This is a genomic window from Frigoribacterium faeni, from assembly GCF_007988805.1.
Lineage (GTDB): Bacteria > Actinomycetota > Actinomycetes > Actinomycetales > Microbacteriaceae > Frigoribacterium > Frigoribacterium faeni.
The window spans coordinates 17,238-27,809 of sequence record NZ_BJUV01000037.1; the positions used below are offsets into that span (position 1 = coordinate 17,238).

Genomic DNA, 10,572 nt, shown 5'->3' on the forward strand with positions numbered 1-10,572 from the left:
GAGGTGGTAGTCACGGAGTCACGGAGAGTCGCATCGATCGCGGCACGGGAACGAGAGGGAGGGGCCGCCATCACCACCGACGACCCCCGCCCCGACCCGCTCCTCGACGCGTCGGACGCGACCCTCGCCGCTCGGGCGCGCGACGGCGACATCCACGCCTACGAGGTCATCGCCCGTCGGCACGGACCCCTGATGCGCGTGTACGCCGCTCGCCTGCTCGGCGCCGACGCCGACTCGGACGACGTCGTGCAGGACGCCTTCCTGACGGCCTGGCGACGTCTGGCCGACCTCGAGAACCCGGCTCAGATCCGCAACTGGCTGATGCGCATCGTCAGCAACAAGAGCATCGACCGGCTCCGGGCGCGACGGGAGCACGACGACATCGACGCGTGGGATCCCCCCGCGCGACGATCGCAGACGCCGGACCGGGTGGTGGAGGCGCGGCTGCAGATGGACGCCATGTGGTCCGCGCTCGAGAGGCTCCCCCTCGACCAGCGACGGTGTTGGCTGTTACGCGAGACGGCCGGCTACTCGTACACCGAGATCGCCGAGGCCCTGGGCATGTCGGTGTCGACGGTGCGGGGCCGGATCGCCCGCGCACGCACGTTCCTGATCACGGAGATGGAGGCATGGCGATGACATCAGACGACGACTCCGACGCCCTGCCCGACGAGACCGTGGACGGCTTCTCCGTCGAGCGGTTGAGCGACTATCTCGACAGCGGCCGCACCCCCCGCGACCCCGGCATCGAGGGCTCCGCGGCCTGCCGGCTCTATCTGCACTCGCTGGCGCAGGTGCACGAGCTCTCGCGCGCCTCCCTCGAGGACGAGGCCGCCCGCGAGCCCGACCGCGACGGCGCCTGGATCGGCGGTCTGCTCGAGTCGATCAAGAAGGAGGTCGTCGGCGGCCGGAGGATCCCGATCGGGCACCCCGACGCCGACGTCGACCTCGGCATCACGGAGGCGGCCGCCCGCGGACTCGTCCGACGGACCGGCGACGCTCAGAGCGGCGTCGTGCTCGGCGCGACGACCTTCGTCGGCGACGTCACCGCACCCGGCGAGCCCATCACCGTCGAGGTGACGGCGGCGGCCCGCTACGGCGAGGACCTCGCCCGCCTCTCGGACGAGCTCCGGGCACGGATCGTCGAGACGCTCGCACGGCACACCGAGCTGAACGTGGTCGCCGTCGACGTGACGATCGACGACGTCTACCTGCCCCGACGGGAGGCCCCATGAGCTCCGACGACCGCCTCTCGCAGAGCCTGACCGACGCCCTGCGCCGCGTGCCGGGCGTGGTCGACGTGTTCGACGCGCACCCGCCGGTCGAGTCGACCGTGCGCGGCGTCGCAGCGGAGCTCGACCTGGCCGAGTCGACCGGGCTGGTGCACATCGATCGGTCGGAGGGGCTGCTCGTGGTGACGGCCCACGTCGCCACGGACCTCGACGAGCCGACCCCCGAGACCCTCGCGCGCGCGGCGGACGCCATCCGCTCCCGCGTGACCTCGGGCGCCGACGGCGAGACGCTCGTGTCGGTCACCGCGCACCTGGTCGACGCACCCGGCCCCGCCTCACCCGTCTGAGCCGCGGCCCTCGGACGCCGGCCGCCGGGCGGACCGGCACCGCGCCTCCTCGGATCCGCCGCCCGCTCCGCCCCGTTCTCGGGTTTCATGGAGGTCCACGCCCCGTCGTCAGAGAGCACCCCATGCGCGCAGCCGTCGTCTACAACCCGGTCAAGATCGACCTCGATGCCGTCAGGGCCGTCGTCGACCGCGAGCAGCAGGCCGCGGGGTGGGAGGACACCCTCTGGTTCGAGACGTCGAAGGAGGATCCGGGGCGCGGGGCCACCACCGAGGCGCTGGAGGCGGGGGTCGACCTGGTCATCGCGGCCGGCGGCGACGGCACGGTCCGGATCGTCGCCGAGACCCTCGCCGACCACGACGTCGCGTTCGCCCTGCTGCCCTCGGGCACGGGCAACCTTCTCGCCCGCAACATGAACCTCACCCTCGACGACGTGGAGCACTCGATCCACACCGCCTTCACCGGCCGGGACCGCGCGATCGACCTCGGTCGCATCGAGATCCGCGGCGAGGACGGCACGGTCGCGAAGCACGCGTTCCTGGTGATGGCGGGGGTCGGCATCGACGCCAAGATGCTGGCCGCCACCGACGAGGATCTGAAGGCGAAGATCGGCTGGCTCGCCTACGTCAAGGCGATCATCGTCGCCCTGCGCGACGAGAACACCCTCAAGCTCCGTTACCAGCTCGACGACGGGCCGACCAAGCGCATGCAGGCCAACACGGTCATCGTCGGCAACTGCGGCACGCTGACCGGCAACATCCTGCTGCTGCCCGACGCGGCGCTCGACGACGGCGTCTTCGACATCATGCTGCTGCGGCCCGAGGGCATCCGGCACTGGCTGCAGATCATCGGCAAGGTCGTCATCGAGAACGGCCTCGTGCAGCGCACCCCGCTCAAGCGGTTCTTCGGCACCCGCGAGATCGCCGCCCTCAACTACGTCAAGGCGAAGCGCCTGACCGCGCGCCTCGCCGAGCCCCAGGAGATCGAGCTCGACGGCGACGGGTTCGGCACCGCGGTCGGGTTCCGCACGACCGTCGACGCGGGCGCGCTCCGCATCCGCGTGCCGCAGGACGCGTAGCCCGCCGCCTTCTCCCAGACCGCTCCCACCCGCGACGGGTCGTGTCGGGTCTACGCTCGGATTACGAGACGATTCGTTTCGTAAATTGGATCCGCACGAGAGAAGAGACGCAGATGTCCGAGGCAGACGGCCCCCTGACCGGTTCGAGCACGATCGGCCGGTGGCTCGACCACCCGGAGGGCGGCCCCGCGATCCGCTCCGCGCTCGGTCAAGGAGGCGCGTTCGACGAGAGCGCGCTGGCACCCGTCCGCGGCCTCCCGCTGCAGCAGCTCGTGTCGCTGAGCCAGGGACAGCTGCCGCAGGAGCTCGTCGACGGCCTCGTGCTGCAGGTCAACGGCGGCGTCGCGCCCGATGAGGTCGACGACGGAGCGGGCCCGTGGCGCGAGTCGATCACGCCCGGCCGCTTCGCCGGACGGACCGTGATCGTCACCGGTGCGGCCTCCGGCATCGGCCGCGCGACCGCGTCTCGGGTCGCCCGCGAAGGCGGCCGCGTCGTCGCCGTCGATCTCTTCGCCGACAAGCTCGCGGCCCTGGTCGACTCGCTGCCCGGCACCGACGTCGTCACGGTCGCCGGCGACATCACGAAGCAGAGCGACATCGACGCCGTCGTCGCGGCGGCCGGCGCCCGGATCGACGCCCTGGCGAACATCGCCGGCATCAACGACGACTTCTCGCCGCTGCACGAGACGAGCGACGCCATGTGGGACCGCGTGATCGGCATCAACCTGACCGGCGGGTTCAAGCTCTCGCGCGCCGTCATCCCCGTCATGCTCGAGGCCGGCCGCGGCTCCGTCGTCAACGTCGCCTCCGAGGCCGGCCTGCGCGGCAACGCGTCGGGCAACGCCTACACGGTGTCGAAGCACGGGGTCGTCGGCCTGACCAGGTCGGCGGCGTTCATGTACGCGAAGCAGGGCATCCGGGTCAATGCGGTCGCCCCCGGCGGCGTCGCGACGGGCATCCCGTTCCCGGCGAACGTGTCCGAGCTCGGCTCGGCGCGGCTCCGCCCCTTCCAGGCGGCGATCCCGACCGTGGCCACGGCGGAGGAGCTCGCCGCGTCGATCACGTTCCTGCTGAGCGACGACGCCGTCAACATCAACGGCGCGATCCTCGCGAGCGACGGCGGCTGGTCGGTCCAGTAGGTCCGGCGTCCGTCCGTCCGTCGCGACGGATCGGCACCGGGGCGTGCATGAGGATGGTGACATGACGACAGCACGCCCCGGCCGGGTCCGCAGCGAGGCCGCCCGTCTGGCGATCCTCGACGCGACCCGCGACGAGCTCGCCGAACGCGGCTACGACAAGCTCTCCCTCGACCGCATCGCCGCCGCCGCCGGCGTCGGCAAGGCGACGATCTACCGCTGGTACCCGCACAAGGGCGCTCTCGTGGCCGAGGGGATGCTCTCCGAGCATCTCCTCCCCCGCGTGCCGGTGGCCGACACCGGCGATGTCCGGGCCGACGTGCACGACTGGCTGCGCGCGTCCCTGGCGTCCCTCCGCGAGTCCGAGGTGGGCGGGCTGATCCGCGCGACCATCGCCGCGACCGCCGAGGACGCCGACGTCGCCGCCCAGTACGAGGCGCGGGTGACGTCGCTCACGCGCACCGCGTTGAGCGACCGTCTCGAGGTCGGGAGGCGCGCCGGCCGGATCCGCGACGACGCCCCGATCGCCGCGATGGTCGAGTCCCTGATCGGCACCGTGCTGCTGCACGTGCTCACCCGCCGCGAGGCCGACCCCGCCGCGCTCGACGCGATCGTCGGGCTGCTGTTCGACGGGGTCGCGCCGACGCGGTGAGCCCGGTCAGGGGACGATGACGGCTCGCCCGCGGATGGCGCTGGCGTGGAGGTCCTCGTACGCTCGCGGCGCCTCGTCGAGCGGGTACCGCTGGACCTCGACGTCGACCTTGCCGGCCTTCGCGAGCTCGAAGACCTCGATCAGCTCGCTGCGCGAACCCCAGTACGGGATGCGCACGGCGGCGTCGTAGGCGATCGTGCCGAAGCCGACGGCCGCGCTGCCGCCGCCGATCCCGACGATCGTGACGTCGGAGTCGATGGCGGCGACCGCGGTCGCCGTGGCGATGGTCGGGGCGGCGCCGACGAAGTCGAAGACGGCGTCCGCGCCGAGGCCGTTCGTGATCTCGCGGATCGAGGCGGCGGCCGACTCGTCGCTGATCAGGGTGACGTCCGCGCCGACGTGCGTCGCCAGCTCGAGCTTCTCGTCGCTGACGTCGAGCACGATGACCGTGGCCCCGGAGAGCGCCTTGAGCATCTGGATGCCGACGTGACCGAGTCCGCCGGATCCGATGACGACGGCGTAGGTGCCGGCGCCGAGCTTCGGCAGGCTGCGCTTGATGGCGTGGTACGGGGTGAGGCCGGCGTCCGTCAGCGAGACGTTGGCGACGGGGTCGAGGTCGCCGATGGGCACGAGGTGGCGCACGTCGTCGACGATCATGTACTCGGCGATGGCCCCCTGGCTGCCGAGTCCGGGCGGGCGGATGCCCTCCGCGGCCGCGTTGGTGCAGTAGTTCTCCCACCCCTTCGAGCAGTTCAGGCAGTGGCCGCAGCCCCAGGGACCGTAGACGGCTACGGCTTCGCCGATCCGGAGGCCGGTCTCGACGCCGGGGCCGAACTCCGCGATCACGCCGGCGCCCTCGTGCCCGAGGGTGAGGGGCAGCGGGTACTTCTGCTCGCGGTAGTCCTCCTCGGAGAGGCTCATCACGTAGTCGTCGGAGTGGCAGACGCCCGCGGCGGTCACCTTCAGCAGGACCTCACCCGGGCCGGGGACGGGCTTCTCGATCTCGACGACCTCGGGCGCCCGGCCGATCGTGGTGTACTGCAGCGCTCTCATGGGGACTCCTCGCGGATCGGCACGCCGCGGCGACGGCGAGACGTCTGGTTGCGCGACGGTCGTCGTGCAATTTACCGTCCATGGTGCACCCGTCGCCGGCGGCGCGTCCACGGCGCACGAGCGGCCGCCCCCGCCTCCCCTGATCCGGAGGCGCGTCGCCGGGTCAGTCCGTCCGCGTGATCGTGGCGTCGCCGCCGACGACGGTCCGGTCGCGGAGCGGCTGCACGCCGCGGGAGTTGTGCGCGTGCGCGGCGCCGAGCGCACCGATCTGCTCCGCCGACAGCTCCAGGGGCGTCGCCAGCACGAGCCAGCGGACCCCCTCGGTGCACGGGGGCGTCGTCAGACTGCCGTCGTACGACCAGTGGGCGAGCGATGCGGGAAGCATGGCCGGTAGGTCGAGGTCGGCCACGGCCCCCTCGGCCCCTGCGGCCGTGTCGACGAACGGCTGCCACGCGTCGTCGTGCGCGCCCTCGTCGACGAGCACGCCCAGCACGAGCAGGCCGCCGTCGTCGTCGGCGTGCACGAGGTGGATCTCGGCGGCCGGAACGACCCCGCCGACGGTGTGCTCGGCGGGGGTGTGCGCGTGGATCTGCTTCAGGACGTAGTCGTGGCCCAGGTAGGCGACCGTCGATCCGTCGTCGATGTCGACCTGCGCCGCATGACCGCTGTCGGCCTCCTCGGCCTCGGCGACGCCGACGTCGAGGTGGACGACGTCGCGGAGGTCGGGCATCGTGGCCGGCAGGTCGATCGGCGACTGGGCGAGGCCTGTCGAGCAGGCGGCGAAGTCGGACGAGAGGTCGGCCCAGGCGTCCGGCCCGCCGGCGCCGTCGTACGACCAGTGCGGGGTGTCGTCGTGCGCGCCGTCGTCGCCGGCGACCGACGACCGGCCGGCTGCCGGCTCCGAGTCCGGTTCGGCACCCAAGGGAGGCGCGGTGCACGAGCTCACCGCGAGCCCCGCCACGAGAGCGAGCCCCGCGGCCAGCCCGCGGACGGTGATGGACGGTGGACTCGACTGCGTCGGCATGCGTGGCGGCTCTTTCGTCGGGGACGCCACCGGCTTCTCGGCGGACGAGCGCCCCCACGTCGTCTCATCCGGCGTTCCTGGCCTGCTGCGGGAGCAGCAGCGGCCGGGGCGTCGTCAGGTCGACCAACATATCTCATTCTGGTGAGGCGGGGTGACGACCTGCATGTCGGAGAGACGGAGCCCCCAGGGTCAGCGGACGACGCCGAACCCGCCGGTCCAGCCGATCTTCTCGCCGGCGGCGAGGGTCAGCTGCAGGAACCCGATGGCCTCGAGCTCGTGCGCGCGGGCGAGCGAGCCGGCGTCGACGGCGTGGACGCCGCCGGCGTCGATCAGGTCGGCGAGGGTCTGCTTGGCCGCGGCGTCGTCGCCGGCGATCAGCACGGTCGTGTCGAGGTCGCCGACCTTCTTGGTCGCGAGAGTCGCGGCGAAGGTCGTGTTGAACGCCTTGAGCACCGACGACGAGGGCAGCTTCGCCGCGAGCTCGGCCGTGGCCGAGCTGCCGTCGGCGACCACGAGCGAGTCGAAGGTCGAGAAGTCGAGCGGGTTGGTGATGTCGACGACGACCCTGCCCGCGAGCTGGTCGCCGTGGCTGGCCACGATCGCGTCGAGAGCCGGGTAGGGCACGGCGAGGACGACGACGTCACCCGTGACGGTGCCGCCCGCGGAGCCGACGTGGTCGACGGAGGCGCCGCCCGCCTCGAGGACGCCCGCGATGGCCGTGCCCATGTTGCCGGAACCGAAGATGGTGACGTTCGTCATGTCGATGCTCTTTCGTCTGGCCCCCACCCTGACGGCGGGAGCAATGGTTGCTTGTACAACCAAAGTACGCCTCGATAGTTGTAGATGCAAGCTTTGGATTAGAATGATCGACATGACCGAGACGAGATGGCTGTCCGACGACGAACGACGCGCCTGGGTGCGGTTCACCGCCGTCCTCGAACTCCTCCCGGCCGCGCTCGATCTGCAGCTCACGACCGATCAGGGCCTGACCCACTTCGACTACTTCACGCTGGCGATGCTGTCCGAGTCGCCCGGCCGCGTCCTGCGCACCAGCACCCTGGCCGCCCGCACGAACGCGTCCCTCCCCCGCCTGTCGAAGGTCGTCACCCGCCTCGAGGCGGCCGGCCTGGTCGAGCGGACCCCCTGCCCCGAGGACCGCCGGGCGACGAACGTCGGCCTCACCGAGGCCGGCTGGCGGAAGGTCGTCGCCGCCGCGCCGGGCCACGTCGACGCCGTCCGGCGCTTCGTCGTCGATGCGCTCACCCCCGAGCAGGTGGAGCAGCTCGGGGCGATCTCGACCGCGCTGCTCGGCCGGCTCGATCCCGACGGCCGCATGCTCGCGAGCGGACGCTGACCACGGAGGCCGTCACCGCCCGATGCCACGGCCGCGGTCGGCGACCTTCCTCAGCCGACGGTCACGACGAGCTTGCCCGCCACCGCGCCGGCCTCCATGTCCGCATGCGCCCGGACGATGTCGTCGAACGGGTAGACCCGACCGATCGGCACGCTCACCTCGTCGGCCGCGACCGCATCGAGGAACCCCTGCAGCACCCCGGCCGGAAGGTCGCCGGCCTCGCCCGAATAGGCGGTCAGCCGGACCCCGTTGGGCAGGAAGTCGATCGGATAGAAGTCGGGCACGGTCCACTGGTCGCTCAGCATCCCCGTGAAGCACACCGTCCCGTGGACCGCGGTGGCACGGAGCGTGTCGCGCAGGGCAGGCGCCCCGACCAGCTCGACGGCCCCGGACACCCCCTCGGGGACGATGCGACGCACGGCGTCGGCGACCGCTCCATCGTCGACCACCACATGATCCGCTCCGGCGGCACGCAGCACATCGGCCTTCGCGGCGTCCCGTGTCGTCGCGAGGACCGTCAGCCCCCGCTGCTTCGCGATCACGGCGAGCGCCAGACCGACCGACGACGTGCCTCCTCGGATCAGCAGGCTGTCGCCCGGCCGGGCGTCGACGCCGGTCGTCAGCGATCCGTGGGCGGTCTGCAGCATCTCGGGCACCGCGCCGAGCACCGACCAGTCGAGGCCGCTCGAGAACGGGACGACCGACGACGCCGGGACCACCACGTACTCGGCGTACCCGCCGTCGATCGTGCGCCCCATGCCGCCCATCATCGCGGCGACCTGCTGCCCCCGAGCGAACTCGCCGCCGGGCGCCTCCGCCACGACTCCGGTCGCCTCGATCCCGGGAACGCGGGGGAACGACCCGAACGACCCCAGGCCCTGCCGGAAGTGCAGCTCGGACCGGTTCAGCCCGAACGCCCTGATCTCGATCAGCACCTGTCCCGGCTCGGCCGCCGGGCGAGGGACCTCGCGGATCGTCAGCGCCTCCGGGCCGCCCGGGCCGTCCAGCACGATCGCTCGCATCGTCGTCATGACACCCTCTCCGCTCCGAACCGGTGCTCGAAGTCGTTGCCGAGGAATATACTTCCACAGAGCGCACTTCGGCGCCCCGTCTCGAAAGCCGCCTCATGTCGACGTCCACCCCCGCCCCCGCTGCCGACCACGGCTACCGCGTCACGCTCGTCGAGGACGCGACCTCGAGTCTCAGCGCCGAGTGGCAGCACGCCGCGACGAGCTACGCGTTGACCAACATCGCCACGATCAGCGACACCGCGACCGTCACGGCCGCCTTGACCGCCCGCGCCGTCTGACCGCGATCATGGGCCTCTACGACCTCTTCTTCGACCTGACCCGCCTCGAGATGCGGCTCTGGGACCACGTCGACGGCGCGCTCCGTGCCGAGACCGACGTCCCGCTGGGCCGATTCGAGGCGCTGCTCGTGCTGCAGCGCCTCGGTCCGTGCCGGATCCTCGACGTCTCACGCGAGCTCGGCCTCACCGTCGGCGGCACCAGCAAGCTGATCGACCGGCTCGAGACAGGCGGGCTCTGCGCGCGTCGGCCGAACCCCGACGACCGCCGGTCGTCGCTGCTGGTCCTGACCGAGGAGGCGCGGGTCGTCATCGACCGCGGCGAGACGGTCGTCGAGTCCACCCTCCAGACCCATCTCGGCGCGCACCTGAGCGACGAGGCGCGGCGGACGCTGGGCGCGCAGCTCGGCTCGCTCCGACGAGCGGGCCGAACCGCGCGGACCTGACGGAGGCCGAGCCCCCGGTGGAGCGGAGCGACGCACCGTCGGCGCCGCCCCGCTCGTCCGCCGTCGAGAGTCAGGGGATCGCGACGTCACCCTGGTGCAGCACACGCGGGTCAGAGTAGGTGTCCTTGATGGCCTGCTGCGTGTTCGACGATTCGAGCTGCTCGGACCAGTGCATGAACCAGGTCCAGTTCGGCTGCGATGCGAGCTGAGACGAGGTGGGCATCTTCCCGACCTCGCCGAGCGCGATGGGCTTGCCCGCCGCGATCGACTGCATCGTCTGGTACTCCGACGCGCTCGGGAACGCCTTGTACCAGGCGTCGAGCGTCACGACGTCGACGTACGAGCTCCCCGGGTAGTACCCGGCCAGCCCGCCGTCCGGGTTGTCCTGGACGTTCCAGGCCCAGATGAGGTTCGTCATCCCCTTCGTGCCCGCCAGATGGTCGCGGGTGATCTGATACAGCTTCGCCGAGCCCGACGAGCCCGAGCGGCCGCCCCACCACGCCCACTGCTCGTTCATCTCGTGCAGGGGACGGAAGACGGCGGGGACGCCGGCGTCCTTCAGCTGCTGCAGGTAGGGGACGATCTCGTCGAGCCGTGACTTCCACGCCGAGTTCAACGCCGTCCCGTTCGTGGTCAGCTGCGACCACTGCGCGTCCGTGAGGTTCGCGTTGACGTCGTTCCACGAGCACGACGAGGCGACCGTCGGCGGGCAGACGTGCCACGTGAGCGAGACGAGCGCCCCGTTCCGCCACTCCGTCTTCGCCTGATCGACGACCCGCTGGCGGTTCGCCACATCCGATGAAGCGAACAGGAAGTCGCCGCCCCAGAGCGCCGGGTAGACGCCCGTGATGTCCTTGACGCGCTGCGTGTACTGGTTCGGCTGCCCGGCGGGCTCCTTGTTGTGCTGCCCGCTGACGATCTTCTGGCCCTTGATGCTCGCCAGGTA

General features: G+C 71.7%; 14 protein-coding genes. 9 read left to right on the forward strand and 5 right to left on the reverse strand.

Going from position 1 to position 10,572, the window contains the following annotated elements; translation table 11 throughout:
• Window positions 1-3 precede the first annotated feature (3 nt).
• The 6 genes from FFA01_RS13725 (at window position 4) to FFA01_RS13750 (ending at window position 4,443) form a co-directional block, all read left to right on the forward strand.
• Window positions 4-639 carry an RNA polymerase sigma factor gene (locus FFA01_RS13725; RefSeq protein WP_307725057.1) on the forward strand — a complete coding sequence of 212 codons (636 nt, stop codon included), beginning with the start codon at window positions 4-6 and terminating at the stop codon, window positions 637-639.
• Window positions 636-1,235, forward strand: coding sequence for an Asp23/Gls24 family envelope stress response protein (locus FFA01_RS13730; protein ID WP_146856753.1), 600 nt, complete (start codon window positions 636-638; stop codon window positions 1,233-1,235). Before FFA01_RS13725 ends, FFA01_RS13730 begins: the two co-directional genes overlap by 4 nt.
• Entirely contained in the window at window positions 1,232-1,579 is a 348-nt protein-coding gene (locus FFA01_RS13735; RefSeq protein WP_146856754.1) for a hypothetical protein, read from the forward strand. Before FFA01_RS13730 ends, FFA01_RS13735 begins: the two co-directional genes overlap by 4 nt.
• 122 nt (window positions 1,580-1,701) lie before the next feature.
• Window positions 1,702-2,655, forward strand: coding sequence for a diacylglycerol/lipid kinase family protein (locus FFA01_RS13740; RefSeq protein ID WP_146856755.1), 954 nt, complete (start codon window positions 1,702-1,704; stop codon window positions 2,653-2,655).
• 113 nt (window positions 2,656-2,768) lie between these two features.
• Window positions 2,769-3,794: an SDR family NAD(P)-dependent oxidoreductase gene (locus FFA01_RS13745; protein ID WP_146856756.1), complete on the forward strand. Its 1,026-nt coding sequence runs from the start codon at window positions 2,769-2,771 to the stop codon at window positions 3,792-3,794.
• A 61-nt stretch (window positions 3,795-3,855) separates the two neighbouring features.
• Window positions 3,856-4,443, forward strand: coding sequence for a TetR/AcrR family transcriptional regulator (locus FFA01_RS13750; RefSeq protein WP_146856757.1), 588 nt, complete (start codon window positions 3,856-3,858; stop codon window positions 4,441-4,443).
• A 6-nt stretch (window positions 4,444-4,449) separates the two neighbouring features.
• Here FFA01_RS13750 and FFA01_RS13755 read toward each other — a convergent pair whose 3' ends face one another.
• The 3 genes from FFA01_RS13755 to FFA01_RS13765 form a co-directional block, all read right to left on the reverse strand.
• On the reverse strand, window positions 4,450-5,496 hold the full coding sequence (locus tag FFA01_RS13755; protein WP_146856758.1) for an NAD(P)-dependent alcohol dehydrogenase: 1,047 nt from the start codon (window positions 5,494-5,496) through the stop codon (window positions 4,450-4,452).
• Window positions 5,497-5,659: 163 nt separating this feature from the next.
• Window positions 5,660-6,520, reverse strand: coding sequence for a carbonic anhydrase (locus tag FFA01_RS13760; protein WP_146856759.1), 861 nt, complete (start codon window positions 6,518-6,520; stop codon window positions 5,660-5,662).
• Between the two features lie 189 nt (window positions 6,521-6,709).
• Window positions 6,710-7,279: an NADPH-dependent F420 reductase gene (locus FFA01_RS13765; RefSeq protein ID WP_146856760.1), complete on the reverse strand. Its 570-nt coding sequence runs from the start codon at window positions 7,277-7,279 to the stop codon at window positions 6,710-6,712.
• 112 nt (window positions 7,280-7,391) lie between these two features.
• On the opposite strand from FFA01_RS13765, the gene FFA01_RS13770 reads away from it, so the two are divergent.
• The gene (locus FFA01_RS13770; RefSeq protein WP_146856761.1) at window positions 7,392-7,874 is read left to right on the forward strand and encodes a MarR family winged helix-turn-helix transcriptional regulator; all 483 of its coding nucleotides are present in this window, start codon (window positions 7,392-7,394) and stop codon (window positions 7,872-7,874) included.
• A 50-nt stretch (window positions 7,875-7,924) separates the two neighbouring features.
• On the opposite strand, the gene FFA01_RS13775 is transcribed toward FFA01_RS13770, so the two are convergent.
• Entirely contained in the window at window positions 7,925-8,905 is a 981-nt protein-coding gene (locus tag FFA01_RS13775) for a zinc-binding dehydrogenase (RefSeq protein ID WP_146856762.1), read from the reverse strand.
• A 95-nt stretch (window positions 8,906-9,000) separates the two neighbouring features.
• Here FFA01_RS13775 and FFA01_RS13780 point away from each other — a divergent pair, with 95 nt between their 5' ends.
• Both FFA01_RS13780 and FFA01_RS13785 read left to right on the forward strand, forming a co-directional pair.
• A complete protein-coding gene (locus FFA01_RS13780; protein WP_146856763.1) occupies window positions 9,001-9,183 on the forward strand; it encodes an isochorismatase family protein in 183 nt (60 codons plus the stop codon).
• A gap of 8 nt (window positions 9,184-9,191) precedes the next feature.
• The gene (locus tag FFA01_RS13785) at window positions 9,192-9,626 is read left to right on the forward strand and encodes a MarR family winged helix-turn-helix transcriptional regulator (RefSeq protein ID WP_146856764.1); all 435 of its coding nucleotides are present in this window, start codon (window positions 9,192-9,194) and stop codon (window positions 9,624-9,626) included.
• Between the two features lie 70 nt (window positions 9,627-9,696).
• Here FFA01_RS13785 and FFA01_RS13790 read toward each other — a convergent pair.
• Window positions 9,697-10,572, reverse strand: an 876-nt coding sequence (locus tag FFA01_RS13790; RefSeq protein ID WP_146856765.1) for a glycosyl hydrolase, incomplete at its 5' end; no start/stop codon positions are given.

Excerpts from the sequence above, each read along its gene's own strand:
- FFA01_RS13730 (WP_146856753.1), top strand. The coding sequence starts at position 636 with ATGACATCAGACGACGACTCCGACGCCCTGCCCGACGAGACCGTGGAC.
- FFA01_RS13735 (WP_146856754.1), top strand. The coding sequence starts at position 1,232 with ATGAGCTCCGACGACCGCCTCTCGCAGAGCCTGACCGACGCCCTGCGC.
- FFA01_RS13740 (WP_146856755.1), top strand. The coding sequence starts at position 1,702 with ATGCGCGCAGCCGTCGTCTACAACCCGGTCAAGATCGACCTCGATGCC.
- FFA01_RS13745 (WP_146856756.1), top strand. The coding sequence starts at position 2,769 with ATGTCCGAGGCAGACGGCCCCCTGACCGGTTCGAGCACGATCGGCCGG.
- FFA01_RS13750 (WP_146856757.1), top strand. The coding sequence starts at position 3,856 with ATGACGACAGCACGCCCCGGCCGGGTCCGCAGCGAGGCCGCCCGTCTG.
- FFA01_RS13755 (WP_146856758.1), bottom strand. The coding sequence starts at position 5,496 with ATGAGAGCGCTGCAGTACACCACGATCGGCCGGGCGCCCGAGGTCGTC.
- FFA01_RS13760 (WP_146856759.1), bottom strand. The coding sequence starts at position 6,520 with ATGCCGACGCAGTCGAGTCCACCGTCCATCACCGTCCGCGGGCTGGCC.
- FFA01_RS13765 (WP_146856760.1), bottom strand. The coding sequence starts at position 7,279 with ATGACGAACGTCACCATCTTCGGTTCCGGCAACATGGGCACGGCCATC.
- FFA01_RS13770 (WP_146856761.1), top strand. The coding sequence starts at position 7,392 with ATGACCGAGACGAGATGGCTGTCCGACGACGAACGACGCGCCTGGGTG.
- FFA01_RS13775 (WP_146856762.1), bottom strand. The coding sequence starts at position 8,905 with ATGACGACGATGCGAGCGATCGTGCTGGACGGCCCGGGCGGCCCGGAG.
- FFA01_RS13780 (WP_146856763.1), top strand. The coding sequence starts at position 9,001 with ATGTCGACGTCCACCCCCGCCCCCGCTGCCGACCACGGCTACCGCGTC.
- FFA01_RS13785 (WP_146856764.1), top strand. The coding sequence starts at position 9,192 with ATGGGCCTCTACGACCTCTTCTTCGACCTGACCCGCCTCGAGATGCGG.